The sequence below is a fragment of the Nocardia sp. NPDC056000 genome (assembly GCF_042269265.1).
GTDB lineage: Bacteria > Actinomycetota > Actinomycetes > Mycobacteriales > Mycobacteriaceae > Nocardia.
In genome coordinates this window covers 90,944-115,844 of sequence record NZ_JBHJXS010000011.1, presented here as the reverse complement: position 1 = coordinate 115,844, position 24,901 = coordinate 90,944, and the positions used below count along the sequence as shown (strand labels likewise).

The window sequence follows — 24,901 nt, the reverse complement described above, 5'->3', positions numbered from 1 at the left end:
CCCGATCCGTGCGAGTACGCCGGTGGCTCCCGGCCAAAAACATGCCGGGATGACGGGGGCTCCGAGGCGATGTTTACGGCCCCCGCCTTGGAACAGGTGGAGATCATCGGATGCCGCGGCTGAGGTGGCTCTCGACCCAGCCGGGGCGGGTGACTCCCGCGAGTGGGCGGGTGGTCGCCATGGGTGGGCGGTCGGCGAGCGATACCGTGCCGACGCTGCGATGCCAGGTGGCGCCCTCCGGGCGGTAGCGGGCCAGGCCGACACCCGAATCGCAGATGCCGAGCCGGTCCAGCAGGGTCGCGATGACCTGGCGACTCATCTCCGCCAATTCGTGGGTGGGGCGATTGCGGTGTCGGCGGGTGCCCAGATCCACCTGGGCGATGGCGGCCGCGCCGTGTCGCTGCCAGGCGTCGAGCAGAATGCCGATCTCCACGCCGTAGCCGGGTGCGAAAGGTATGCCGTGCAATAGATCTCGGGTCGCGGCGTATTCGCCACCGAGCGGTTGCAGGATATCGCCGAGTTCGGGCGCGAGCGCGGTGAGCAGCGGGCGGGCCACCAGCTGGGTGATGCGGCCACCGCCGTCCACATCACCGGTCGGATCCAGTTCCAGCGGGCGGCGGTAGTAGCCCTTCACCAATTCGACGCCCTCACCCAGCAGCAGCGGTGCGAGCAGTGCGGGCACGAAGCGCGGACTCGGTTCGAGCAGATCCGAATCCACGAAGACGATCAGATCACCGGTGGTCACCGCGAGCGATCGCCACAGCACCTCCCCCTTGCCGGGGCGGGTGGGCAGATCGGGCAGCGCCTCCTCACGCGTGAATACCGCTGTGGCCCCGGCGGATCGGGCGATGCGCACGGTGTCGTCCTCGGAACCGGAGTCGATGACCACGAGTTCGTCCACGAGTGTGCCCACCAGCTGCCGGATCGACGCCAGTACGCCCGCGATGGTCGCCTGCTCGTTCAATGCGGGCAGTACGACCGAGACGGTGCGACCGCCCTTGTGCTCCAATAGCTCCGGTAGCGACCACTCCCGGTGAAACCAGGTGATGTCGGCCAAACCCTTCCAGTGGATCATCATGTTGTCCCTTCGCCCGAATCGAGTGCGGTGGTGTGCCATACCGGCCAGATCTGTTGCCATGGCCGGTTCGGATGGTCGCAGCGCCACAGCACGACATGTCTGGTGATGCCCGGAAATCCGAGCGGGGCATCGAGCCGCGACAGCGGCTGCACCTCCGAAAACGCGTCGCGCAGTGTGGATTCCGCCGAATCCGCGCCGATATAGAGCACGGTGGTCGCGGTCGGCGGTGGCATTCCGAAGTACGCGAACCCTCGATTCGGGCTGTACACCGGCGGCAGCTCCGCGCCGAGCTGATCGAGCGCCGCTGCCTGCCAATAATTCTGGGTGATCAGCACGGTATTCGCACGTTCGCGCGGAGCCAGCCGCCGGACCTGATAGTCCACGGTGGCAACGAGTTCCGACCAGCCGTCGACGCCGTACAGGCGCATGCGGGCGGACAGCGCGCGCTGGGTATCGGTCGGATCGTCCAGCCGGAAGGCCGACAGCGGAAGTATCAGGACCACGGCCAGCGCGATACCGGCCGATACGGCCGCCGTCACGCGGATCGCGCGCCACCATCTCCGGTGTTCGTACCGCTCCCACCACATCGCGCCCGCCGCCAGCAGCACCGGGAACAATCCGGCCAGATAATAGGGCCGCGATACCGTGACCAGCACGAACAGCGCCTGCACCAGTACGGCCACACCGGCGAATCGGTAGGCGCGCAGCGCGGGCATTCGGAACAGCGCCCACGCACCGGCGATGGCCAGCGGCGTGCCAAGTACACCGAGCAATAGCGCCACCTGAATCGGCAATCCGGCGAGTCCGCCCGTCGCCGCGCGCTGCTCATCCGCGATGACGGACCCCATCGCCAATTGCGGCCAGCCGTGGCCCGCCTGCCAGCACAGGCTCGGCACGACGGACAGCGCGACCACCACCAGCGCCGCCCACAGCGCCGCCCGCCGGAACAGCGGTCGCGGCCCGAAAACCACTACGCCAACCGCGATTCCGGCAACGAGCACCGGTAACAGGGGCTTCACCTGAAGAGCCAGCACTGCCACGGCCGCAGCGGCCGGAAACAGCCGATCATCGCGAGTTCGGCACCAGCGCAACACTATCCAGAGCAGCACCGCCGACAGTGTGGCATCGATGGCGAAGGTGGACAGACTCGCGGCGGCGGTGATCAGAAACGGACTCGTGGCCCACCCCAGTGCCGCCAGCCGCTGCGCCCGACGCCCACCCCCGAACTCCCGCGCCACCCCCGCACACACCCAGATCGCCGCCACCCCGCACGCGATAGCGGGCAACCGCAGCACCGTAACCGATCCGGGCGCAACCCAATCCGCCGCCCGCGCCAGCAGCGGCAACACCGGCCCCTGATCCGCATACCCGGCCGCGACCCGCCGCCCCGCCGCCAGAAAATACAGCTCATCACCGAAATACCCGTACCGCCCCGCCCGCAACCACAGCAGCAACGCCGCAACCCCCGAAATCACCACCGCGCCGCGAATATCCCACGGCAACAGCTCATCTCGCCGCCCGCCCCGCTGTTCACCCGGTACGGCAGGCGGCGGCACACGCCCCGCATCGGTCCCCGCCGCCGACGGAATCCTGGCAACCGAAGATGAATGCGGCGGTGAGGACTCGACGGGCCCGAGGGAATCCGCCGATGTCTCGGATTCGGGACGCGTATCCGCGGCCGCATCGCGACCGTGCGGCGAATTCCCCGCCGCCGTATCGGACCGCGCCGCGCTCCTCTTCGCCATTTCCGGCGTGGAACAAGGTTCGGCGTCGGCCGCCCCGGTGCCGGGCGCGGCGATGTTGTCCGCGAGATTCCCTGCGCGGCGGGCGATCACGGGTGCCGCCGAGGCAGTGCGAGTGTGAATACCGCCAATAGCGCGGCCAGTCCCGCCATGATCCAGAGCACCGTGGTGATCGCCGCGAGATAGGTCCCTGCCGCGGCTCGGGTGAAGAACACCGTGCCCAGCACCGCGACCCCCAGTGCGCTGCCGATCTGCTGCACCGTGGGCACGATTCCCGAGGCCGATCCGGTAGCGCGATCGACCACCCGGGCCAGCATTACCGCGGGCAGGGGTGCGGCGAACCAGCCCATACCGGCTCCGGCCGCCAGCACCGGTCCCGCCAGTTCGCGAATATCCAGCGCGGGCCCGGCGGCGTGCACGGTGCTCGCGATCGCCCCCAGCGCGACCGCGAATACCGTCACCCCCACCGTGAGTGCCCGAGTTCCCCACAGCGCCATCAGAATCGGCGAGGACAGCGCACCAGCCACGGCTCCGACCGCGAAGGGCAGCATGACCAGGCCCGCCCGCGAGGCCGACCACCCCAGGCCGGACTGCACCGCGACCGAGACGGTGAACAGCAGCGCCGTGAACACCCCGTAGAACATCGCGGTGAGCACCGACCCCACGGCGAACCCGCGATCGCCGAACAGCTCCAGCCGTACCAGCGGCTCGACGCCTCGTGCGGCACGGCGATACTGTCCCCATCCGAAGAACGCCAGCACGGGTATCGAAAGCCCCAGCAGCACAAGGGTTATCGGCGGCCAGCCCAGTGCCCGGCCGAAGGTGAGCGGATACACCAGCAACCCGAGTCCCACCGCGGAAAGCACCGCACCCCCGATATCAAGCTGCTGAAGCACCAGCACCCAGCGTTCGCCCCGGCGGCGCGCTGACCGGCGCGGACGAGTGTCCGGCGCGTCCGCGACGATATCGAGGTGCCGGTGGGCCAGCGCCATCGCGATTCCGGCCAGCGGGATATTGATGAGGAATACTGTGCGCCAGCTCAATCCGAACGCGTCGGCATCCACCAGCGCACCACCGAGCAGCGGCCCGGCCATACCCGCCAATCCGGCGATCGCACCGTAGATACCGAAGACGGTGGCGTGCAGCCGCTCCGGGAATTCCCCGGTGATGATCGCGATGGTCTGCGCGGAGACCAGCGCCGCCGCGATCCCCGCCGATCCCCGGGCGAGCGCTAATTCCGTTGCACTGGAAGCCGTTCCACACCAGACCGATGCCGCAGCGAACGCCGACAGCGCGGTCGTGAACACCGCGTGCCGCCCCAGCAAATCACCGAGGCGGGCCGCCGTGGGCAGCGTGCACGCGAAAGTCAGCCCGTACACGCTCACGATGAGCAGTTCGGCGGGTCCGTCCGCGCGCAGATCCAGCGCCACCGCGGGCATGGCGGTATGCACGATGGTCAGGTCCAGCATCTGCATGAACACCGCTAGCAGGCACGCGGCCAGGGCGATCCACGCGCCCGGGCGGAGCGCCGATTCCGCGGCGCGGCCGGTGATCCCGGCCGTCATGACAGCGCCGGGACCCGCACCGCGTAATCCCCGTCGGCGACCACCGCGCTGATGATCGCGGTCAGCGTCCGCACATAACGCACCACCGAGGCGTGCGCCTGCACGGTATCGGGGAACAGCAGTGTCAGCGTGGTCACATCGTGAAACCTGTTGACCCACAGGAACACTTCGCCCGCACTGGCCTCGCTGCCGAACAGTCCGCCCTTGATGGCGTCGAACAGATCCGCCCCCGCCATCTTGCGGACGTCGACATAGGACACCATCGGCGCGGTGAAGCCCGGCGTGACCCGGATGCCGAGATCCGGCGTCACCAATTCCAGTACCCGGTGCAGGGATACATCGGTGAGGTCCTTGGCCCGTTCGGTCGCCCGCTGCGCCGTCCCCACGAGGGAGGTGAAACTGTCCTCCGCCCGCACCGGAATCTCCACCGGGATGAGGTTGGTGTACCAGCCCACCGATGCCGACTCACCGGGCAGGGAACGGGTATTGGCCGGGGAGAAGCCGAAATATGTTTCCCGGCCCGCCAATTCGAACTCCGCCAGCGCGGCCGCGGCGAACAGTCCGCCCAGGAACCGCCCGCCGTGCTCGGCGCATACCTGCTCGAATCGCAGCATGTCGGATTCGCGCAGCAGCGGCAGCGTCTGCTGTGCGCCCCGGGCGTATCCGCCGCCACCCAATTCGAGCGGGAAGCGCGGGACGTCACCGCCGTTGTGCCGCAGCAGATCCAGCCACTGCCAGACCTCGGGCGACTCCAGGCTGAGCCGCTCGTTGATGCGCCGCTCCCGCGCGCAATAGTCGATGTGACCGCTCACCGGTGGCAGTTCGGCGGGGTCACCGGACAGTTCGGCGAAATACAGCAACAGCAGATCCACGCACGAAAGCGCCTGCGCCACACCGTCGGTGTGCAGGTGGTCCACCGCCGCGTACAGCGTGAACGACTCGGATCGCTCGATGACGCCGAACGAGAAGCAATCCCATTCGAAAGGTCCCGGCGTTTCGGCCTGCACCCGTTCGCGCAACTCCACGAGATCGGTGAACTCGCCGTGGTCGGTGGCGGCGAGCTCGATCATCTCCGGTTCGCCGACATGCCGCACGATCCGCCCGTCCGGCTCCAGTTCGAACCAGCTGCTGAAGGTGTCGTGCCTGCGCAGGAAGGCGGTCAGCGCGGCGTTCAGCGCTCGCGCGTCCGGCTGTCCGGGGAGATCGAACGAGATCATGCACAATCGCGAAACCCGCAGTCCCACCCGGGAATTGCGATGCGTCGCGCGCAGATAGGTCTGCTGCTGATACGACGGTCCGACCTCGTGCGCGGGCGCCCGCCGCATCGCGGCCCGGGCGGCGGGCGACGCCGTCCAGGTGGTGAGCCGCCCGAGACCGGGCTGCCAGTCGCCGAAGAGTCCGAACGCGACCATGAATGACCTCGATTCCACTTCCCTGATGAATCAGGTTTTCGAGTGAACGCCACCCGCCCACGCCCTGACCAGCACCGCAGCCAAAGTCTGTGACCATTCCCAAGCCGAGTCCGCCACGCCCGGATGGTCTCCCAAAGTTTGCCGATCCGCGTTGTCCGGGAATCGGATTCGACCTAACGTCACCAGCCGTCCGTCCCCATACGCGGCAATCGGAGGTCCAGGGTGCATTCGGCAGGCCCGCTCACCGCGCTCGTTCTGGCCATGGCTATCCCCTGGCTGGGTGCCGGGGTCCCCGCACACGCGGAACCGAGCACACCCGCCGCGGCACTGGAATCCGCGCGGCCCGCACCCGACGGTTCCAGTCTGCTCACGGCGGCCGAGAGTCCGGACGGCCTGCTCGACCTGCGCGTGCACTCCACCGCCATGAACACCGATATCGCACTGAAAGTGCTTCGCGCACCCGATGATTCGACCCCGGCCCCGGTGCTCTATCTACTCAACGGAGCGGGCGGCGGCTCCGATGCCAGCAGTTGGCCCGAACAGACCGATATCGTCGACTTCTTCCGCGGCAAACAGGTCACCGTGGTCACCCCGCTGGGCGGCAACGGCAGCTACTTCACCGACTGGCAGGCCGACGATCCGCTACTGGGCCGCATGCGCTGGAGTACCTTCCTCACCCGGGAATTGCCGCCCATCATCGATTCCGCGCTGCACGGCAGCGGCGCGAACGCCATCGCGGGCATCTCCATGGCCGGAACCTCGGTCTTCCAGCTCGCCTTGGACGCGCCCGGCCTGTACCGGGCCATCGGCGCGTACAGCGGCTGCGCCCGCACCAGCGATCCGATCGGCCGCCTGTTCGTGGACGCGGTGGTGGTGCGCTGGCACGGCAATCCGGTCAATATGTGGGGTCCACCGGACGATCCCGCCTGGCTCGCCAACGACCCGTACCTGCACGCCGAACAGTTGCGCGGCACCGCCATCTACGTCTCGACCGGCACCGGGCTGGCCGGACCCCTGGACACCCTCGACGCACCCGGCATTCGCGGCAACGCGCCGAAACTGCTCGCCCAGCTCACCAGCGGCGGCTTCCTCGAAGCCATTACCGCGCAATGCGCGCAGGCCCTGCGCGACCGCCTGGACAACCTCGGCATCCCGGCCACCTTCAACCTGCGCCCGGTCGGCACGCACTCCTGGGGCTACTGGCAGCAGGATCTGCACGACTCCTGGCCGATGATCGAACGGGCGCTGCGGAATTGATCGCCGCGCCACCCGCCCGGCTCGGCCCGGAAAGCCCGTGCGCGGAGCCGCCGACTCGAGGCAGGCTGGGGGCATGATCTCACTCGACACTGCCATCACCGCGGTCACCGTCTATCCCGATCGGGCGCGGGTGACGCGATCCGGCAAGGTGGAGGTGCCCGCGGGCGAACACCGGATACGGGTCGCGCCGCTACCGCAGGATCTGCTGCGGGATTCGATTCGGGTGGCGGGCCAGGGCGAGGTGGTGGTGCTCGGGGTCGACATCACGACCGAGCGGCAGATCGCGGTGACCGATGAGCAGGTCGCGGCACTGGAGGAACGCATACGCGAACTCGAGGTGGCGATCGGCGCGCTCGGCGACTCCGATCGCGCGGCCGATGCGCGAATCGTCTTCCTGGACAGGCTCGCCCGGCGCTCGGCGGAATCACTCGCCGCGGCGGACAGCGGACGGGTCAGCGCGTTCGTCGACGATCTCGAAGCGCAGTACGAGACCGTCAATACCGCGCGTCGTGAGCGAGATAAGTTGCGGCAGCGGCATATTCGCGAACAGCAGGCGGTACAGCGGCAGCTCGGCGATCTGCGCGGTAAGAATCGCACCGATACCGAGGTCGCGATCATCACCGTCGAAGCGGCACAGGCCGTGACCGTGGATCTGGATATCTCCTACGTCGTGCTCGGCGCGAGCTGGAGCTCGAGCTACGACCTGCGCCTCACCGATGCGGGCCTGACGCTGCGCTGGTTCGGCCTGGTGGAACAGCGCACCGGCGAGGATTGGCCGGAATGCCGTCTGCAACTGTCCACGGCCCGGCCCGCCCAAGCGCTCGACGTGCCCGAACTCGATCCCTGGTTCATCGGCGTGGAGATACCGCGGCCGGTGATGCGGTCCATGGTGGCGGGCGGCGCGTCGATGGACGCGGTGCCGGTCGGCTACGGCGCGCCCGCACCGGCGGCGGCGCCACCGGCCATGGCGCGCAAGGCGGCTCCGATTCGCGAATCCGTGGCCGAGGTCGAACACGGCGTCACCGCCGCGACCTACACGCCACAGCGGGCAGTCGCGGTGGCCTCGGACGGCACCGACCACCGCACGGTCATCACCGCGCTCGACCTCGAGGCCGAGCTGGACCATGTGACGGCCCCGGTGCAGGCCCTGGAAGCGGTGCTGCGCGCCACCGCACGCAATACCTCCGAGCACACCCTGCCGTCCGGCCGGGCCGCGCTGTTCCACGAATCCGAATTCGTCGGGGCCACCCACCTCGACACCTGGGCTCCCGGCGAAGAGCGCGAACTGGCCCTCGGCGTGGACGACCGCATTCGGGTCGAACGAGAACTGGTGCGCCGCAACGCTTCCAAGGCCACCCTCGGCTCGGCGCGGCGGATCGAAACCGAGTACGCGATCACCGTGAGCAACCACACCGGCCGCACCGCGAACGTCACGGTGCTCGATCGCCTCCCGGTGGCCCGCGACGCCGCCATCACCGTCCGCGAGACCACCGCCAAACCGCAACCGGCCGAACGCGGCGATCTCGGCATCCTCACCTGGAAACTCGAGCTCGAACCGCAAGCCCAGTCGACCGTCACCTTCGGCTATCGCGTGGAAGCCGGGAAGGGTGTGGTCATCGACGGCCTGCACGACTGACAGACGGGGCCCGTCACCCGGGTTCGGCTGCGCTCAAATCGGCCGAACCCGGCTGGGTCATATCAGCCGAACTCGGCTGGGTTCATGTCAACCGAACCCGGCCGGGTTCATATCAGCCGAACCCGGCTGGGCCACACCGTAACCGGGCTCGGCGACGCGTCAGCCCAGTTCTGCCAGCAGCGCCGCGACCAGTCGCTCCGGCGTACCGACGCTGGAATAGCCTGCGGCATAACGATGTCCGCCACCGCCGAGCGCGGTCGCGACCTTGGAGACATCCACACCGAGACCGCCATCGGCCGCATCATGCGAACGCAGTGAGACGGTCCAGTGCTCGGATTCGCCCCGGCATTCCTTGAACACCGCCGCGACCTGCGCCTCCGCTGTCGTGCGCACCAGATCGACAATGCTCTCGACCTCTTCCGAGCGCACCCCGACGGTGTCCTCCCGGCGCACGAAGACATAGACCAGCCCCGCGCCCCCGGCCGCCGCACGATCGAGCTGCGCGGAGCCGAGCACCCGGGACAGCATGGGCAGCCACTGGAAGGGGTGGGTATCCATGAGCGTGCGGGTGATGCCCGCACCGTCGATACCCGTCGCCAGCAGCCGCTCGGCCAGCGCATGCGAGCCGGGCCGGGCCCATTTGAAGGACCCGGTATCGGTGACCAGCCCGGCGTAAAGACAGTGCGCCACATCGCGATCGATGGGTTCGCCCCAGGCATCGAGCACCCGGGCGATCAATCCCGCTGTGGATTCGGCATTCTCGTCGATGACATTGACCGCACCGAACCGGGTATTGGACCGATGATGATCCAGCACCAGCGTGATGCGCGCACCGTCCAGCCGATCCTTGAGCGCACCGAGCCGACCCGCGCTACCGCAGTCGACCGCGACCAGCACGTCGACCTCACGCGGAACCTGTTCCGGCGCAACCAATAGGTCGGTACCGGGCAGCGACCGCATGGACACCGGTAGTTCGGCGGGTTCGGCGAAGGACACCCGCACCGGCACACCGCGCCGGCGCAGCACCAGACCCAGGGCGAGTCCGCTGCCGATGGTGTCGGCATCGGGCTGTACATGGCACAGCACCGTCACCGATCGGGCGGTGTCGAGAATCGACACCGCCTCGGACAGGTCGACCGGTTCGGTCACCGGCGTCTCCTCCCGGTCCGGAGACCGCAGGTCAGTCTTCGTCGTCCGTATCGTCGTCGTTCTTGTACGGATCGACATCACCCGCATAGTTGGCGTTCACCGCGACCTGGGCGACCCGAGCGTCGGCGGCGCGGGCGCGGGCCAGCAGCTCCTCCATCTCCTTCGCGGCGGTCGGAACGGTGTCGAGCTGGAACGACAGGATCGGGGTGAACTTCACCCCGGTACCCGCGCCGACCTTGGAACGGAGAATGCCCTTGGCCTTCTCCAGCCCCGCGGCCGCTTCGGTGTAATCGGGTTCGGTGTCGAGGGTTTCCCCCATCACCGTGTAGTAGACGGTGGCTTCTCGCAGATCACCGGTCATCTTGGTATCGGTGATGGTGACGAAACGCAGCCGCGGATCCTTGATCTCGTACTCGATGGCCGTAGCCACGATCGAGGAGATCCGCTTGGCGAGTCGGCGTGCCCTGGCTTGATCCACCATGGCCGTGCCCTCCTCACTGGATAGATTCAGTCTTCGGGTCCGAAGACGCGGCGGCGTACCGCCAGCAACTGTAACTCCGGACGATTGGCGACATGCCGTTCACACTTGTCCAGCACTTCGGTCAGGTGATTCATGCCGTAGCTGGCCATGGCCACACCTACCAGTGTCCGGCGATACCGGTCATGATCTCCGCCCTCGGTGACGCTGACCTCGAACCTGCGCAGGTCGGCGATGATCGGGCGAAGGACGGAGCGCTTCTCCTTCAGTGAATGCACATCACCGAGCAAGATATCGAACTCGAGCGCTCCGAAAAACAGCTTTTCAGTCATATGAACGCGCCCCGGGAAATGCGCGTGTGTTACCCGGATGGGAAAGGGGCACAACCCCGCCGGACCCTAGGGGCCCGGCGGGATCGTGTACTGCTCCTAGTCGCGCGGCTTTTCCCGCAGCTCGTAGGCCTCGACGATGTCACCTTCGCGAATGTCGTTGTAGGTCAACGTCATACCGCATTCGTAGCCTTCACGAACCTCGGTGGCGTCATCCTTCTCACGACGGAGCGACGCGATGGTCACCGTCTCCGCGACCACTACGTTGTCACGCAGCAGACGTGCCTTGGCATTGCGCTTGACCGAACCGCTGGTAACCCAGCAACCGGCGATATTGCCGAACTTGGAGGAGCGGAAGATCTGGCGGATTTCCGCCCGACCCAGCTCGACCTCTTCGTAGATCGGCTTGAGCAGACCCTTGAGGGCCTTCTCGATCTCGTCGATCGCCTGGTAGATGACCGAGTAGTAGCGAATATCCACGCCTTCGCGGTTCGCCAGCTCGGTCGCCTTGCCCTCGGCACGGACGTTGAACCCGATGATGATCGCGTTCGAGGCCGACGCCAGGTTGACGTTGGTCTCGGTGACGCCACCGACACCGCGGTCGATGACGCGCAGACGCACCTCGTCGCCCACATCGATACCGAGCAGCGCCTCTTCGAGGGCCTCGACGGTACCGGAGTTGTCGCCCTTGAGGATCAGGTTCAGCTCCGAAGTCTCCTTCAGAGCGGCATCCAGATCTTCCAGGGAGATCCGCTTGCGACTGCGCGCTGCCAGGGCGTTGCGCTTGCGAGCGTTGCGGCGATCGGCGATCTGACGCGCGATCCGGTCTTCCTCGACCACGAGCAGGTTGTCGCCTGCACCGGGGACCGAGGTGAAACCGATGACCTGGACGGGACGCGACGGCAGTGCCGCCACGACGTCGTCGCCGTGCTCGTCGACCATGCGGCGCACACGACCGTAGGCATCGCCCGCCACGATCGAGTCACCCACGCGCAGCGTGCCGCGCTGGATGAGGACGGTGGCGACCGGGCCGCGACCGCGGTCCAGGTGGGCTTCGATGGCCACACCCTGCGCGTCCATGTCCGGGTTCGCCCGCAGATCCAGGGTGGCATCCGCGGTCAGCACGACGGCCTCGAGCAGGGAGTCGATATTGGTGCCCTGCTTGGCCGAGATGTCGACGAACATGGTCTCGCCGCCGTACTCCTCGGCGACCAGACCGTATTCGGTCAGCTGCTGGCGAATCTTCTGCGGATTCGCGCCTTCCTTATCGATCTTGTTGACCGCCACCACGATCGGCACATCAGCGGCCTGCGCGTGGTTGATGGCCTCCACCGTCTGCGGCATGACGCCGTCATCGGCCGCGACCACGAGGATCGCGATATCGGTGGCCTTGGCACCACGGGCACGCATGGCGGTGAATGCCTCGTGACCCGGGGTATCGATGAAGGTGATGAGCCGGTCGAGGCCGTTGACCTCGGACAGCACCTGGTAGGCGCCGATGTGCTGGGTGATACCGCCGGCTTCGCCCTCACGGACGTTCGCCTTACGGATGGTGTCCAGCAGTCGGGTCTTACCGTGGTCGACGTGACCCATGACGGTCACCACCGGCGGACGGATCTGCAGATCGTCCTCGTCGCCCTCGTCCTCGCCGTAGGTGAGGTCGAAGTTGGCGAGCAGCTCGCGGTCCTCGTCCTCCGGGGAGACCACGTGAACCACGTAGTTCATCTCCGAACCCAGCAGCTCGAGGGTCTCCTCGTTCACCGACTGGGTAGCGGTGACCATCTCACCGAGGTTGAACAGCGCCTGTACCAGCGAGGCCGGGTTGGCGCCGATCTTCTCGGCGAAATCGGACAGCGACGCGCCACGGGCGAGACGGATGATCTCGCCGTTGCCGCGGGGCAGACGCACGCCACCGACGGCGGGAGCCTGCATGCTCTCGTACTCGGCGCGCTTCGCCCGCTTCGACTTACGACCCTTGCGGGGCGCGCCACCCGGACGACCGAAGGCACCCGCGGCACCGCCGCGACCACCACCGGAACCGGGACGGCCACCGCCGCCACCGCCGGGACGACCGCGGAAACCACCCGCGGCAGCGCCACCGGCACCCGGAGCACCACCGGTACCCGGGGCACCGCCCTGGCCACCGCGGTACGGACCACCGGCACCGGCCGGACGACCTGCGCCGCCACCGGGACGCGGACCACCCTGACCCGGACCACCGGGACGACCGCCACCGGGAGCCGGACGCGCGGCACGCGACGGCATCGCACCCGGGTTCGGGCGAGGCGGCATCGAGCCGGGGCTCGGACGCGGGCCACCGGGACGGGGACCGCCCTGACCGGCGGCCGGACGCGGACCACCCTGACCGGGAGCCGGACGACCGGCGCCACCGGGGCGCGGACCACCCTGACCCGGACCGCTCTGACCCTGACCCGGGCGCGGGCCCTGGCCGGGACCCGGACGCGGGCCACCCTGGCCCGGAGCCGGGCGGGGACCGCCCTGACCGGGAGCCGGACGCGGTGCGGGACGCTCGGGAGCGGAGGAGAAGGGGTTGTTACCGACGCGCGGGGCCTTGGGACCCGGCTTCGGACCCGCGGGACGCGGAGCGCCCGGAGTCGGAGCCTGGCCACCGGCCTGCTGCGCCGGACGCGGCGCGGGCTGCGCCGGACGGGGAGCACCCGGGGTGGGGCGCTGACCCTGTTGCTGCGGGGCGGGAGCCGGGGCCGGAGCCGCGGAAGCCGCTGGGGCAGCGGGGGTTTCGGGCACCGGCGGCTTGGGGGCCGGACCGGGCTTGATGGACGGACCCGGGCGCACGGCCGGAGCCGGAGCGGCGGCCGCGGGGGCGGCCTGCTCGGGCTGGGCGACGGGCTTCGGGGCGGCCGGAGCCGGGGTCTGGGCCTGAACCGGCGCGGGCGCCGGAGCCGGAGCGGACGGACGGGGTGCGCCGGGACGCGGTCCCGAGCTCGCACCCGGGTTCGGCTTGGCAGCCGGACGCGGCGACTGACCGCCGGGGGTGCCGGATGCCGGCTTCGCGGTGCCATTCGCCGGGGTGCTCTTGGGCGTCATGGACTCACGCAGGCGACGTGCGACGGGGGCCTCCACCGTCGACGACGCCGATTTCACGAACTCGCCCTGCTCCTTGAGCCTTGCGAGTAGTTCCTTGCTAGTGACACCGAGTTCTTTCGCCAACTCGTGCACGCGGGCCTTGCCTGCCACTGCTCTCCTCACTGAGAGGTCGAGCGCGGCAACCCTTTTGGGGATGGCCCGCACGACCTCAGATTATTTCCGATGGCCGATCATCGTTGGTGCTTCACGGTGTGCTCATGAGTGCTCGTGCCTGTTCTCTACGTAATGCTCCAGGGCTGAGATATCCAGATGTCCGGACACTCGTAGTGCTCTGCCGAATGCTCGGCGCCGAACCGCATTGCTCAGACAAGACGAAACGGGGTGCAACCAGGCACCCCTTCCGGGCAGTCTGTGCCGCGGATCGGGAATCACCGCGGTTTCCCGGGCGACGATCCGCAACAGTTCGACGGTCAGCTCTCGCCTGCGGCATCCGATGCAGGTCCGCATGGGTTCTGATCTTGATTTCACCCGTGCAGCGCGCAAAGAAGCCGAAGACTCGCGCTGAGCCTGCGTCCACTCTACCGCTGTCATGTCCCGATCTCCGCATCCGTACCCCCTGGAAGTTACCAAGCTGTCATCCAGGGGGTCTGTTTACCAAATCTCGGGACCGACCGGGCCGGAGCACTCCGGCAAGATCAACCCCTACTCAGCTCCGGTGCGCCTCGGTGCGCACCGAACCGGCCACATCGGGGGCCGCATCACTGCGAATGTCGATTCGCCAGCCCGTGAGACGGGCGGCGAGACGAGCATTCTGACCTTCCTTGCCGATCGCCAGCGAGAGCTGGAAGTCCGGCACCACGACCCGCGCCGCACGGGCGTCGGGGTCGACGATCGTGACGGATACAACTTTCGACGGGGACAGCGCATTCCCGACGAAGGCGGCCGGATCCTCGGCGTAATCGATGATGTCGATCTTCTCGCCGGCGAGCTCGCTCATCACATTGCGCACGCGCTGACCCATCGGGCCGATGCACGCGCCCTTGGCGTTCACACCCTGCACGGTGGAGCGGACCGCGATCTTGGAGCGGTGCCCGGCCTCGCGGGCCACGGCCACGATCTCGACCGAACCGTCCGCGATCTCCGGGACCTCGAGTGCGAACAGGCGGCGCACCAGGTTGGGGTGCGTGCGCGAGAGGGTGATCTGCGGGCCGCGCGGACCGCGCGAGACGCCGACCACGTAGCACTTGATGCGATCGCCGTGCTCATAGGTTTCGCCCGGCACCTGCTCGGCGGGCGGGATGACGCCTTCGGCGCCGTGCGCCTCGCTGCCGATGCGGACCACGATGGTGCCGCGGGCGTTCATGCGGGCGTCGCGCTGGACGACGCCGCCGACGATATCGCCCTCATGAGTGGCGAAGTCGCCGAACGATTTCTCGTTCTCCGCGTCGCGCAGTCGCTGGAGCACGACCTGGCGGGCGGTGGTTGCCGCAATGCGGCCGAAACCCTCTGGGGTGTCGTCCCATTCGGAGATCATGTTGCCGTCGGCATCGACCTCGCGGGCCATCACGCGCACCACACCGGTCTTCTGGTTGATGTCGATGCGAGCGTTGGGCTGATGGCCCTCGGTGTGCCGGTAGGCGGTGAGCAACGCGGACTCGATCGCGGAGATCACGGTCTCCATCGAGATCCCCTTGTCGGCGACTATCGCGCGCAGGGCTTCGATTTCGATGTTCATTCCACGATCCCTTCGGTCGGTGAATCGGATACTGCTTCTTCTGTTGCTTCGTCGTCATCGTCTTCATCGGGTGGCGCACCCGTGTCGACGGCCTCCGCACCGGGCTGGGGACGGCCCGGCGCGACTCCCCCAGCCAGTTCCAGTTCGGCGGCTCCGGGTGGTGAGAACTCCACCTGGACCACGGCGAACTCGATATCGGCCAGCGGCACCGTCACCCGGTGCGGATTCCGCTTGCCGCCGAGGACCAGCGCCACCTGCTCTGCGGTGGCGGCGCCGACGCGTGCCTCGAAACGCGGTTTGCCCTTCTCCTCCGGGGACTGCACGCCCGTGCGGAGCGTGACCTTCACCTTGCGGCCCTGTGCGCGCCGCCAGTGGCGTAGCTCGGTCAGGGGTCGATCGATGCCGGGGGTGGTGACCTCCAGCAGATACGGGGTCTCGCCGAAGTCGCCTGCCTCGTCGAGGATTTCCGAGATTTCCGAACTCAGTTTCGCGACGGCGTCCAGTGGGGCCGCCTCATCGCTGTCGACCGTCACCTTCACCTTGGCATGCGCTGTACCGGCAGCCGAAATCGAAACGCCTTCGAGATCGAATCCCCGGCGTTCGACGAGCTCAGCAACTAGCTGGCTCACCCTTTCCTCGGTCGGCATCGGCATGTGGGGCGGCTCCTGGTTCAGTTGTGACGGATTGAGTTGTCGGTTGTGGCGGTGCGAGTTTCCGGTGAATTTGCGCACCGGGAGGTCTAGCGTAACGCGCGGAAAGAGTGTAAAGGACCAGCCGAGGTTCACGACTTCGGCATGGTCGGCGCTACCGGGCGACGGCGTGTTGGCTGCCGACTCGCCCATCGCGGCACCGTATCGATCGAGATCACAGCCTATCCGACGGCCCTGACGACGGGGGTGCGCCGCGATGGCTGGCACCATGTACGGGTGCCCAGCAGTCTGAGCGGCCCTATGGCCGGTGTCACGCAATTGCCCGAGCCCCCCGGATCCGCTATGGACCGCCGTGCCGTGCTGCGCCTCGCCGGTGGTGGCGCGCTCGCCGTCGCCGCCGTCGGCGCGTTGACGGCGTGCACCACCGAAGCGGCTCCGGAACTGCCGGATCCGCTTCTGGCACAGGAGGAGTCGGCGCGCTCGGATGCCGCGTCCGCGCAGGCGGCCATCGCCACCAACCCGGACAAGGCCGTCGCATTGCAGACCATCGCGACGCAGCGCGGTGCGCACGCCGATGCGTTGCGGGCCGAAATCGACCGCGCCATAGGCGTTTACGGTGACGGCACCACACCCTCCAAGCGCGTCGCACCGCCCACCCCCGTGGTGCCCGTGCCGCCGCCCGCGGTCAGTCAGCTCAAAGCCGGTCTGAGCCAGGCGCAGCGCTCGGCCGCCGATCTCTCGATCCAGCTCTCCGGTTACCGAGCGGGCCTGCTCGGTTCGATCAGCGCCGCGTGCGCCACCCAGGCGGGAGTCCTGCTCGCATGACCCTCCCCGATCAGCAGGCACTCACCGATGCGCTGAGTGCCGAGTACGCCGCCGTCTACGCCTACGGCGTCATCGCCGCCTACGCCAATAACGACCGCGACAAGTACGTCTCCGAATGCACCGCGGCCCATCGCGCCCGGCGCGACGCGACCATCGACACCTTGAAGGCGCTCGGCGCGACCGTCCCCGCTCCGGCCGCCGCCTACACGGTCCCCTTCACCGTCGACGATCCCATCCCGGCGGCCAAGCTCGCCGTCACCGTCGAAGCCGATACCGCCGCCGCGTGGCACTCCGCCCTGGAACGCGCGGACACCCCGGAAATCCGCCGCACCGCACTGGACGCGCTCACCGAATCCGCTCTCCGCGAAGCCACTTGGAACACCATTCTCGGGAACAATCCCGCCACCAACGCTTTTCCGGGGCAGTCCTGAGGCTGGGAATACCGGTAGGGTTGTCCGGACGCGGTTGGGCGTAATCTTTTTGCCGCGCAATTCAATTCCGGTGTGAGTCGAGGAGTGGCTGTGGCGGTTGATGCTGCCCGGGAAGAAAAAGCACTGCGTGAGGTTACGAATCGCCTGGTAGAGCGGTATGGCGAGGAGTATTCGGCGGAGCGGGTCGAGGCTGCGGTCGGTGCGGTCCGGCAGCGGTTCGACGGTCATAAGGTGCGCGATTTCGTTCCCATTCTGATCGAGCGGATTGTGCGGCGCGAGCTCACAGCGGTCGAAGTGGAAAATAGTGCCGAACAATCGAATTCGAGTAATTCGGAAGCAATTCCATTGGGGGACAATTCGAATTCGGCCAGTAGTCATCTGTTCGACACCTTGGACCGGTTGGGGGTGAAGCGGCGGACCGTGCTGGTGGGTGCGGCGGCGGCCGTGGTCGCGGTGGTCGGGGTGGTGACCGTGATCGCCGTGCAGGGGCCGGATTCGGAGCCTGTCGCCGCGGCACCGGCCGGGCTCACCACGGTGCGCGGGGTGGTCGGGTCGGAGAAGATGGCGTTCTTCTCCGATCAGCGGGTGGTGGACGCGCTGGCCAAGCAGGGGGTCAAGGTCGAGGTGGACCCGGCCGGATCGCGGCAGATCGCGACGTCGGTGGACCTGGGCAGATACGATTTCGCGTTCCCGTCCAGTTCGGCAGCGGCGGAACGGATTCAGCGGCTGAAGAACGTGAGCGGCAAGTACACGCCGTTCTCCTCGCCGATGGCGATCGCCACCTTCAAGCCGATCGTGGATCTGCTGACTGCCGCCGGGGTCGTACAGCCCGGTCCGACACCGGCTTTCGATGTCGAGAAGTACCTCGCGCTCGCCGAGAAGGGGGTGCAGTGGGATCAACTGGAGGGCAATACGACCTATCCGGTGCGCAAGAACGTACTGGTGGGGACCACCGATCCGCGCACGTCCAACTCCGCTGCCATGTACCTCGCCGTGACCGCCTATGTCGCCAATGACAACACCATCGTGCGCGGCGGCAAGGCGGAAGACTATGCGGTATCCCGTATTTCGCGCCTGTTCACGCGTCAGGGCTACACCGAGAACAGCACCGACGGGCCGTTCAAGGAGTATCTCGCCAATGGCATGGGTCCGACGCCCATGGTCTGGATCTACGAGGCCCAGTACGTGGACGCGGCCGTGCACAATCAGCTGAAGCCGGACATGGTGCTCATGTACCCGTCCCCCACGGTCATGTCCCAGCACACCGTGGTGCCCCTGAATGACAAGGGCGACACCATCGGCAAGCTGCTCTCCACCGATCCCGAGCTACAGCGCCTGGCCGCCGAGCACGGCTTCCGGCCCGCCGATGCATCGCTGTTCACCAAGGTCACCACCGAGCACCAGGTTCCGGTGGTGCCCAACCTCATCGATGTGGTGGATCCGCCCAACTACGACACCCTCGAGCATCTGCTGGACGGTGTCGCGAAGGCGTTCAACTAGCGACCGAGCCAGAAATCGCCGAGCCGCGCACCCGAAGGTGCGCGGCTCGATTCGCGTTGTGTGCCGGGGTGATTCGCCGATCAGCCGCGCACGCGGGCGATGATGCTCGCCACGGCAGTCTCGGCCGGGAACTCTTCGCTCTCGCCGGTGAAGCGGTCGCGCAGTTCCAGCTTGCCCTCGGACCAGCCGCGGCCGATGACCACGACCAGGGGCATGCCCAGGAGTTCGGCATCCTTGAACTTGACGCCCGGGGACGCCTTGCGGTCGTCGAAGAGCACGTCCAGACCGGCCGAGTTGAGTTCGGCGACAACCTGTTCCGCACCTTCGCGGGCGGCGTCGTCCTTGTTCGCGATGACGACGTGCACGTCGTACGGGGCCACGGACCGGGGCCAGCGCAGGCCCTTGTCATCGTGCATCTGCTCGGCGATGACGGCGACCATGCGGGAGACGCCGACGCCGTAGGAGCCCATGGTGAGGCGGACCGGCTTACCGTTCTCGCCGAGCACATCGACCTCGAAGGAGTCGGTGTACTTCTGGCCGAGCTGGAAGATGTGGCCGATCTCGATACCGCGCGCGGACTCCAGGACGCCGCGGCCGTCGGGCGAGGGATCGCCGTCGCGGACTTCGGCGGCCTCGATGGTGCCGTCGGGGGTGAAGTCGCGGCCCGCGACCAGACCGACGTAATGCTTGCCCGACTCGTCCGCGCCGGTGATCCAGGCGGTGCCGGAGACCACGCGCGGATCGACCAGGTAGCGAACACCGTTGGCCAGCAGTGCCTTCGGGCCGATGTAGCCCTTCACCAGGAAGGGGTTGGCCTTGAAGTCGGCATCGTCGAGGAGTTCGACCTCGGCGGGCTCGACGGACGCGCCGAGGCGCTTCTCGTCGATCTCGCGGTCGCCGGGGACGCCGACGCCGACGATCTCGGTCTTGCCGTCCGGGTAGCGCAGCTTCACAAGCACGTTCTTTAGCGTGTCCGCGGCGGTGACGGGGCGGCCGAACTGTTCGGCGATGCCCGCGCCATTGGCCCAGTCGACCAGGGTGGCGATGGTGGGGGTGCCGGGGGTCTCGTGCGCGACGGCCTCGGCCAGACCCTCGAGAGCGATCTCCGGCGGTGCGGCGGTGATCACGGCTTCCACGTTTGCGGCATAACCGGATTCGCGGCAGATCACGTAGGTGTCCTCGCCGACGGGGCTGTCGGCCAGGAATTCCTCGGACGCGGAACCGCCCATGGCGCCGGAGGTGGCGGCCACGATCACGTACGACACGCCCAAGCGCTCGAAGATTTTCTGGTACGCCTCGCGGTGCGCGTTGTAGCTGTTCTTGAGCCCGTCCTCGTCGAGGTCGAACGAGTACGAATCCTTCATGATGAATTCGCGGCCGCGCAGGATGCCCGCGCGCGGACGGCCTTCATCGCGGTACTTGTTCTGGATCTGGTACAGCGTGACCGGCAGATCCTTGTACGAGTTGTATTCACCCTTCACGGTGAGCGCGAACAGCTCTTCGTGGGTGGGTCCGAGCAGGTAGTCCTGCCCCTTGCGGTCCTTGAGCCGGAACAGCGCGTCGCCGTATTCGGTCCACCGGTTGGTGGCTTCGTACGGTTCGCGCGGCAGCAGCGCCGGCAGTGAGATCTCCTGGGCGCCGATGGCGTCCATCTCCTCGCGAACGACATTCTCGATCTTGCGCAGCGTGCGCAGCCCGAGCGGCAGCCACGAGTACACACCCGGGGCAATGCGCCGCACATATCCGGCACGGACCAGCAGCTTATGGCTGGGCACCTCGGCGTCGGCGGGATCGTCGCGCAGGGTGCGCAGGAAGAGGTGGGAGAGGCGGGTGATCACGGCTCCACAGACTAGCCGCTGCGTACGAGATGCTCACAAGGCATTACCGTGTTGGCTCGTGCTGGTGCTGCTGCCTCCCTCAGAAACCAAGTCCGACGGTGGTTCGGGCGGTCCCCTGGACCTGGATGCCCTTGCGATGCCGCAGCTCACGGCGGTGCGCGATAAGTTGGTGACCGAGCTGAGTCAGTTGGCCGGGGATCCGGATGCCTCGCGCAGTGCGCTCGGGCTGGGTAAGGGGGCTGACGCGGAAATCGCGCGCAATGCCGCCCTGCGCAGCTCCCCCACCCGTGCGGCGCTGGATCGGTACACGGGCGTGCTCTATGACGCCCTGGACGCGCCGGGGTTCACCAAGGCACAGCGGGCCAAGGCGGATGCTCGGCTGGCGATCGGGTCGGCGTTGTTCGGGGTGATTCGGGCGGGGGATCCGATTCCGGCGTATCGGCTTTCGGGTGGGTCGAAGTTGCCGGGGTTGCCTACGCTGCAATCGCTGTGGAAGCAGGTGCTGCCGGAGGCTTTGCGCGAGGAGGCGGGTGGGCAGTTGACGGTGGATCTGCGCTCGGGGACATATCAGAACCTGGGGCGCGTCCACGGTGCGGTCACCGCGACGGTCCTCACCGAGCGGCCCGATGGCAGTCGAACCGTGGTGAGCCACTTCAACAAACATCACAAGGGGCTGCTCGCGCGGGCGCTGGTGCTCTCGCGCGCCGAGCCGACCGATATCAACGGGCTGGCGCGCGTGGCAGAGAAGTTCGGCCTGCGATGCGAAATCGCCTCACCCACCGAACTTCTCGTGCTGACCTAGCCCGCGGTCGATCAGCCGCGCGGACCGAGGAACAGGGTTTGCGTACCGCGACCGACCGGACCCTTTTCGTCGAACATGCGCGACTCGGCGAGGCCGACGCCGGTGCGCTCGGGATAGGTGACCGCGTCCAGGCAGACCCATTCGCCGACCGGTTCCCGATGCAGCGTCACCGTCAGATCGGTGTTGATGAAAAGGTAACGGTCCCAGTCCAATACGGCACTGACACCATTGCCGGAATCGGCGGCGGCAAGGGCGCGCTCGAGTGGGCTGGGCACGGTGCCCGCAACGATGGGGTGGCGCAGTCGAATCCAGCAAACGGCAGGCCCGGGTTCGGTGAAACTGCCTGATACGAAACGATATTCAATGGCGCGATGAAATCCGACCGGCTGATCCGACGGGAATCGCACACTCCGCCCGGCAGTCTCGGGTCCGGGCCTGGTTCCAGTCGGCAGCACCTCAGCCGGGAAACCCAACTCCGGCTCCGCCGCCCGCAGCCGCCACGCATTGGCCCGCAACACCGGCCCCTGCTCCGAACTCAGTGTGGCCTCGATCAATTCGACACTCCGCCCGGCCCGCACCACCCGCGCCCGCGCGATCAGCGGCACAATCGGCACCGGCCCGAGAATCTCCACAGCAACCCGCCCAACCCGAAACCCCTGCCGCGGCTCGCACCGCTCGATCACATGCCCGAGCAATGCCGACGGCGGCCCGGCATGCTGCGCCTCCGGCGACCACGGCCCACGCGTGTGATCGGTGGAGTGAAAGACGTCAGGCTGCTCCGCATCGGGAAGATAGAAGGCGTCCATAGTGATCCGAGCGTACGACGAGCCCGGCCCACACAAGGCAGCGGCCGGACACTACTCGAAGTTGCCCGCAGCTCATGACACACCAGCCCCCGTCATCCCGGCATGTTTTTGGCCGGGATCCACACTTGTCAGTACTGCCCGTCACGCTGACATACATGCGTAGTCGGCAACCGTGTGTCTACATACTCGCCAGCGGGCGATTCGGCACGCTGTATACCGGAGTTACAAGCGATCTAGCCGGACGCGTGTGGCAGCACCGGAACGACGAGACCGACGGCTTCTGCCACGAGTACAGCGTGCACGACCTCGTCTGGTTCGAGACGCATGAATGCATGAGGTCTGCGATTGTTCGCGAGAAGCGAGTGAAGCGATGGCGGCGGGCTTGGAAGATTCGGCTGATCGAGGAGATGAATCCGGGGTGGGTGGATCTGTATCAGTCGGTGTTGTAGCGGGTGTGGATCCCGGCCAAAAGCATGCCGGGATGACGAAAGGGCCTGCCGGGATGACGAGTAGCGGCTGGCTGCACAATGCTTCGGCGATGTGCGTATGACCGAGGGCAGACGATGATCGGCGGGAGCCCGGAGGATCAGCGGCCGTGGATCGACAAGTGGTGCAACGGCGATCGCGGCCGGATTCGGCTTGCCGCGGACTGTTTGATCGAGCGGGAGTCGGTGGCCGAGGCCATCGGAGAGCTCGAACAGTCGGTGATATTGATTCGCGGGGAGCACGACCAGGCCGAGAGTCATGACGATATGGCAAGGCTGGCAGGGCAATTCGGGCGTGCGGCGAAGTTCCATACGATCGCGGGTGCTACGCACGGGGTGAATATCACGCATGCCGCGGAGGTGAACGCGCTGCTGCGGGGCTATCTCTCCGGTCTCGGGTGAACCGGAAGGTGTTGTCCGCCAACCTCGGACAACACCCGGCGGTGATTACTTTCCGGCGGCGTGGCTCGGGAGGACGCAGACGGCGTCCAGGCCGAGGACGTGGTTCAGGCGGCCGAAGGCTAGCCAGGAACCGAGGCACATGGAGAGTTCTACTACTTCGGCTTGGGAGTAATGGGCGAACATGCGCTGCCAGAATTCGTCGTCGAGGCTGTGGTGGTCCTCGGCGTAGCGTTCGGCGTATTCGGCGGCCAGGCGGGTGCGGTCGTCGAAGTTTTCCGTTGTGCGCCAGTTGGTTACGTCTTCTTCGAAGGACTCTTCGACCTTTTCGCCATTGCGGTCGGTGCGCCAGTCCAGGCAGAAGAGGCAGCCGTTGATCTGCGCGATGCGCAGGCGGGCGGCTTCGAATTCACGCAGGCCGAGCGTGGTGTGCTCGTAGACCGCGAGGGAGAAGGCCGCGGCGGCGACGCCGATGCCGGGGACCATTTCGCCCCATACGTAGCCGATGGGGTCTTTGCCTTCGGGAATGTCGATGATCATGGTTGGTTCCTTCCGAGGGTGCCGGGGCGGAGGGGGATGTCGAGGGCGTCGTAGAGCCCGGGTTCGGCGGTGACGAGCCAGTCGATGGCGTGCACCAATCTGCCTACGGCGGTGGCGTTTCCGCCCGCCGAGTGATTGCCGCCCTCATCGGTGGCCTGAATGGTGACCTCGATATTCGGGCGGCCTTCGATGATGACGCGGTGTGCGCCGGCTCCGCTGTGCGGCGCGGGCCAGTCGGTGGCGCAGGAGGCGTGGATGCGGGTGACGTGTTCGATGACGATGCGGGGCTCGCCGTCGACGATGCCCTGCACCTCGAAGCGGATCGCGCCCTGGGTACCCGCCTCGAAATCACCCATCAGTTCGGTGCTGACGGTGCTCTCGAGTGCGCGGCGGTGCACCACCTCGCGGATTTCCTCGATCTCGACGCCGAGTCCGCGCGCGATGAGCCGAATCTGCCCGCCCCACACCATGGAAGGCACGGTGGCCATCAGCATGGGCGGGTCGTAGTCCATGGGCTGGCCCATGCCGACCAGGTAGCGAACCGAATCGGGTTGGTCGTAGGTGGTGTAGTCGAAGATCTCCTGGCAGCGCACCACGTCGACGGTGTGGCCGAGGCCGCTGATCAGCAGGGGCAGCACATCGTTGCCCCAGCCCGGGTCGACACCGGAGACGAACAGCGAACCGCCGCCTTCCGCAATGGCTTTCAGTACGGGTTCGCGCATTTCAGCAGGCGCGTTCTGCTGGTCGTAGAGGGCATACAGCGCGGGGGTGACCACGACGGCTCCGGCGCGAATGGCCTGCACGATATCGGCGAGTGCGTCATCGGGCCGGATTTCGCCGGAGGCGGCGTACACGACCGCGCCGGGGCCGGTGGCGAGTGCGGCGGCGATGTCGTCGGTGGCCGCCACCCCCAGCTCGGTGTCGAGTCCCGCTAGTTCGCCCGCGTCCCGGCCTACTTTGTCCGGGTTGTGCACCAGCACTCCGGTGAGTTTCAGCGCGGGATGCGCGGCGACAGCGCGTATCGCGGCCCGGCCGACATTGCCGGTGCCCCAGACCAGGGTGGAAATCATGCGGCGAGCCTAGCAACCGCTTGGTAGGTAGGGAGGCGGTTTGAAGCAAGCAGTTTCCCGATCACCGGGACAGGTGTTTGTTCCAGCGCATCGACCGATGCGAGATCG

The 24,901-nt window shown here is 67.4% G+C and carries 23 protein-coding genes; 8 read left to right on the top strand and 15 right to left on the bottom strand.

The window, feature by feature from the left end:
• Window positions 1-103: 103 nt before the first annotated feature.
• The 4 genes from ACFC4D_RS30130 to ACFC4D_RS30115 form a co-directional block, all read right to left on the bottom strand.
• Window positions 104-1,075 (bottom strand): glucosyl-3-phosphoglycerate synthase, encoded by a 972-nt coding sequence (locus ACFC4D_RS30130; RefSeq protein WP_376068357.1) that lies wholly within the window; start codon window positions 1,073-1,075, stop codon window positions 104-106.
• Window positions 1,075-2,823: a glycosyltransferase family 39 protein gene (locus ACFC4D_RS30125; RefSeq protein ID WP_376068355.1), complete on the bottom strand. Its 1,749-nt coding sequence runs from the start codon at window positions 2,821-2,823 to the stop codon at window positions 1,075-1,077. The genes ACFC4D_RS30130 and ACFC4D_RS30125 overlap by 1 nt, the downstream gene beginning before the upstream one ends.
• Window positions 2,824-2,909: 86 nt before the next feature.
• On the bottom strand, window positions 2,910-4,385 hold the full coding sequence (locus ACFC4D_RS30120) for an MFS transporter (RefSeq protein WP_376068353.1): 1,476 nt from the start codon (window positions 4,383-4,385) through the stop codon (window positions 2,910-2,912).
• Window positions 4,382-5,797: a condensation domain-containing protein gene (locus ACFC4D_RS30115; RefSeq protein ID WP_376068351.1), complete on the bottom strand. Its 1,416-nt coding sequence runs from the start codon at window positions 5,795-5,797 to the stop codon at window positions 4,382-4,384. Before ACFC4D_RS30115 ends, ACFC4D_RS30120 begins: the two co-directional genes overlap by 4 nt.
• 261 nt (window positions 5,798-6,058) lie before the next feature.
• Here ACFC4D_RS30115 and ACFC4D_RS30110 point away from each other — a divergent pair, with 261 nt between their 5' ends.
• Together ACFC4D_RS30110 and ACFC4D_RS30105 are read left to right on the top strand one after the other, a co-directional pair.
• A complete protein-coding gene (locus tag ACFC4D_RS30110) occupies window positions 6,059-7,054 on the top strand; it encodes an alpha/beta hydrolase (protein WP_376068684.1) in 996 nt (331 codons plus the stop codon).
• Window positions 7,055-7,127: 73 nt separating this feature from the next.
• On the top strand, window positions 7,128-8,690 hold the full coding sequence (locus tag ACFC4D_RS30105; protein ID WP_376068349.1) for a mucoidy inhibitor MuiA family protein: 1,563 nt from the start codon (window positions 7,128-7,130) through the stop codon (window positions 8,688-8,690).
• Window positions 8,691-8,849: 159 nt separating this feature from the next.
• Here the strand turns inward: ACFC4D_RS30105 and ACFC4D_RS30100 are convergent, their stop codons facing one another.
• The 7 genes from ACFC4D_RS30100 to rimP form a co-directional block, all read right to left on the bottom strand.
• Window positions 8,850-9,917, bottom strand: coding sequence for a bifunctional oligoribonuclease/PAP phosphatase NrnA (locus ACFC4D_RS30100; protein ID WP_376068348.1), 1,068 nt, complete (start codon window positions 9,915-9,917; stop codon window positions 8,850-8,852).
• Window positions 9,871-10,320 (bottom strand): 30S ribosome-binding factor RbfA, encoded by a 450-nt coding sequence (rbfA, locus tag ACFC4D_RS30095; RefSeq protein ID WP_375954487.1) that lies wholly within the window; start codon window positions 10,318-10,320, stop codon window positions 9,871-9,873. The genes ACFC4D_RS30100 and rbfA overlap by 47 nt, the downstream gene beginning before the upstream one ends.
• Window positions 10,321-10,346: 26 nt before the next feature.
• On the bottom strand, window positions 10,347-10,637 hold the full coding sequence (locus ACFC4D_RS30090; protein ID WP_364632768.1) for a DUF503 domain-containing protein: 291 nt from the start codon (window positions 10,635-10,637) through the stop codon (window positions 10,347-10,349).
• Window positions 10,638-10,745: 108 nt separating this feature from the next.
• Entirely contained in the window at window positions 10,746-13,862 is a 3,117-nt protein-coding gene (infB, locus tag ACFC4D_RS30085) for a translation initiation factor IF-2 (protein WP_375954489.1), read from the bottom strand.
• 105 nt (window positions 13,863-13,967) lie between these two features.
• A complete protein-coding gene (locus tag ACFC4D_RS30080; protein ID WP_364630924.1) occupies window positions 13,968-14,219 on the bottom strand; it encodes a YlxR family protein in 252 nt (83 codons plus the stop codon).
• Window positions 14,220-14,418: 199 nt separating this feature from the next.
• Window positions 14,419-15,447, bottom strand: coding sequence for a transcription termination factor NusA (gene nusA / locus ACFC4D_RS30075; protein ID WP_364630921.1), 1,029 nt, complete (start codon window positions 15,445-15,447; stop codon window positions 14,419-14,421).
• Window positions 15,444-16,100, bottom strand: coding sequence for a ribosome maturation factor RimP (gene rimP, locus ACFC4D_RS30070; protein WP_376068682.1), 657 nt, complete (start codon window positions 16,098-16,100; stop codon window positions 15,444-15,446). The genes nusA and rimP overlap by 4 nt, the downstream gene beginning before the upstream one ends.
• A gap of 339 nt (window positions 16,101-16,439) precedes the next feature.
• Between rimP and ACFC4D_RS30065 the strand changes: the two genes are divergently transcribed.
• The 3 genes from ACFC4D_RS30065 (at window position 16,440) to ACFC4D_RS30055 (ending at window position 18,853) form a co-directional block, all read left to right on the top strand.
• Window positions 16,440-16,922: a hypothetical protein gene (locus ACFC4D_RS30065; protein WP_364630915.1), complete on the top strand. Its 483-nt coding sequence runs from the start codon at window positions 16,440-16,442 to the stop codon at window positions 16,920-16,922.
• Window positions 16,919-17,353, top strand: a complete 435-nt coding sequence (locus tag ACFC4D_RS30060) for a ferritin-like domain-containing protein (protein ID WP_364630912.1) — start codon at window positions 16,919-16,921, stop codon at window positions 17,351-17,353. Before ACFC4D_RS30065 ends, ACFC4D_RS30060 begins: the two co-directional genes overlap by 4 nt.
• A 90-nt stretch (window positions 17,354-17,443) precedes the next feature.
• Window positions 17,444-18,853: a three-helix bundle dimerization domain-containing protein gene (locus tag ACFC4D_RS30055; RefSeq protein ID WP_376068346.1), complete on the top strand. Its 1,410-nt coding sequence runs from the start codon at window positions 17,444-17,446 to the stop codon at window positions 18,851-18,853.
• Window positions 18,854-18,933: 80 nt separating this feature from the next.
• Here the strand turns inward: ACFC4D_RS30055 and ACFC4D_RS30050 are convergent, their stop codons facing one another.
• Complete coding sequence (locus ACFC4D_RS30050) at window positions 18,934-20,691, bottom strand: proline--tRNA ligase (RefSeq protein WP_376068344.1); 1,758 nt, start codon at window positions 20,689-20,691, stop codon at window positions 18,934-18,936.
• A gap of 58 nt (window positions 20,692-20,749) precedes the next feature.
• Between ACFC4D_RS30050 and yaaA the strand changes: the two genes are divergently transcribed.
• On the top strand, window positions 20,750-21,493 hold the full coding sequence (yaaA, locus tag ACFC4D_RS30045) for a peroxide stress protein YaaA (protein ID WP_375954496.1): 744 nt from the start codon (window positions 20,750-20,752) through the stop codon (window positions 21,491-21,493).
• 11 nt (window positions 21,494-21,504) lie between these two features.
• Here yaaA and ACFC4D_RS30040 read toward each other — a convergent pair whose 3' ends face one another.
• On the bottom strand, window positions 21,505-22,299 hold the full coding sequence (locus tag ACFC4D_RS30040) for a thioesterase family protein (protein ID WP_376068343.1): 795 nt from the start codon (window positions 22,297-22,299) through the stop codon (window positions 21,505-21,507).
• A 74-nt stretch (window positions 22,300-22,373) separates the two neighbouring features.
• Here ACFC4D_RS30040 and ACFC4D_RS30035 point away from each other — a divergent pair, with 74 nt between their 5' ends.
• Window positions 22,374-22,748, top strand: a complete 375-nt coding sequence (locus tag ACFC4D_RS30035; RefSeq protein WP_376068341.1) for a GIY-YIG nuclease family protein — start codon at window positions 22,374-22,376, stop codon at window positions 22,746-22,748.
• 114 nt (window positions 22,749-22,862) lie between these two features.
• A complete protein-coding gene (locus tag ACFC4D_RS30030; RefSeq protein ID WP_376068340.1) occupies window positions 22,863-23,186 on the top strand; it encodes an alpha/beta fold hydrolase in 324 nt (107 codons plus the stop codon).
• A gap of 45 nt (window positions 23,187-23,231) precedes the next feature.
• Here ACFC4D_RS30030 and ACFC4D_RS30025 read toward each other — a convergent pair whose 3' ends face one another.
• Window positions 23,232-23,723: a carboxymuconolactone decarboxylase family protein gene (locus tag ACFC4D_RS30025; RefSeq protein ID WP_376068338.1), complete on the bottom strand. Its 492-nt coding sequence runs from the start codon at window positions 23,721-23,723 to the stop codon at window positions 23,232-23,234.
• Window positions 23,720-24,793 carry a dihydrodipicolinate reductase gene (locus tag ACFC4D_RS30020; protein ID WP_376068336.1) on the bottom strand — a complete coding sequence of 358 codons (1,074 nt, stop codon included), beginning with the start codon at window positions 24,791-24,793 and terminating at the stop codon, window positions 23,720-23,722. Before ACFC4D_RS30020 ends, ACFC4D_RS30025 begins: the two co-directional genes overlap by 4 nt.
• Window positions 24,794-24,901: the final 108 nt, after the last annotated feature.

Bases quoted from the DNA above. Each gene is read 5' to 3' on its own strand.
- ACFC4D_RS30110 (WP_376068684.1), top strand. From the start codon at position 6,059: ATGGCTATCCCCTGGCTGGGTGCCGGGGTCCCCGCACACGCGGAACCG.
- ACFC4D_RS30025 (WP_376068338.1), bottom strand. From the start codon at position 23,723: ATGATCATCGACATTCCCGAAGGCAAAGACCCCATCGGCTACGTATGG.
- ACFC4D_RS30060 (WP_364630912.1), top strand. From the start codon at position 16,919: ATGACCCTCCCCGATCAGCAGGCACTCACCGATGCGCTGAGTGCCGAG.
- rimP (WP_376068682.1), bottom strand. From the start codon at position 16,100: ATGCCGATGCCGACCGAGGAAAGGGTGAGCCAGCTAGTTGCTGAGCTC.
- ACFC4D_RS30105 (WP_376068349.1), top strand. From the start codon at position 7,128: ATGATCTCACTCGACACTGCCATCACCGCGGTCACCGTCTATCCCGAT.
- nusA (WP_364630921.1), bottom strand. From the start codon at position 15,447: ATGAACATCGAAATCGAAGCCCTGCGCGCGATAGTCGCCGACAAGGGG.
- ACFC4D_RS30130 (WP_376068357.1), bottom strand. From the start codon at position 1,075: ATGATCCACTGGAAGGGTTTGGCCGACATCACCTGGTTTCACCGGGAG.
- ACFC4D_RS30040 (WP_376068343.1), bottom strand. From the start codon at position 22,299: ATGGACGCCTTCTATCTTCCCGATGCGGAGCAGCCTGACGTCTTTCAC.
- rbfA (WP_375954487.1), bottom strand. From the start codon at position 10,320: ATGGTGGATCAAGCCAGGGCACGCCGACTCGCCAAGCGGATCTCCTCG.
- ACFC4D_RS30100 (WP_376068348.1), bottom strand. From the start codon at position 9,917: ATGTCGATCCGTACAAGAACGACGACGATACGGACGACGAAGACTGAC.
- ACFC4D_RS30065 (WP_364630915.1), top strand. From the start codon at position 16,440: ATGGACCGCCGTGCCGTGCTGCGCCTCGCCGGTGGTGGCGCGCTCGCC.
- ACFC4D_RS30125 (WP_376068355.1), bottom strand. From the start codon at position 2,823: ATGGCGAAGAGGAGCGCGGCGCGGTCCGATACGGCGGCGGGGAATTCG.
- ACFC4D_RS30035 (WP_376068341.1), top strand. From the start codon at position 22,374: ATGACACACCAGCCCCCGTCATCCCGGCATGTTTTTGGCCGGGATCCA.
- ACFC4D_RS30030 (WP_376068340.1), top strand. From the start codon at position 22,863: ATGATCGGCGGGAGCCCGGAGGATCAGCGGCCGTGGATCGACAAGTGG.
- ACFC4D_RS30020 (WP_376068336.1), bottom strand. From the start codon at position 24,793: ATGATTTCCACCCTGGTCTGGGGCACCGGCAATGTCGGCCGGGCCGCG.
- ACFC4D_RS30115 (WP_376068351.1), bottom strand. From the start codon at position 5,797: ATGGTCGCGTTCGGACTCTTCGGCGACTGGCAGCCCGGTCTCGGGCGG.
- ACFC4D_RS30120 (WP_376068353.1), bottom strand. From the start codon at position 4,385: ATGACGGCCGGGATCACCGGCCGCGCCGCGGAATCGGCGCTCCGCCCG.
- ACFC4D_RS30080 (WP_364630924.1), bottom strand. From the start codon at position 14,219: ATGCGGACCTGCATCGGATGCCGCAGGCGAGAGCTGACCGTCGAACTG.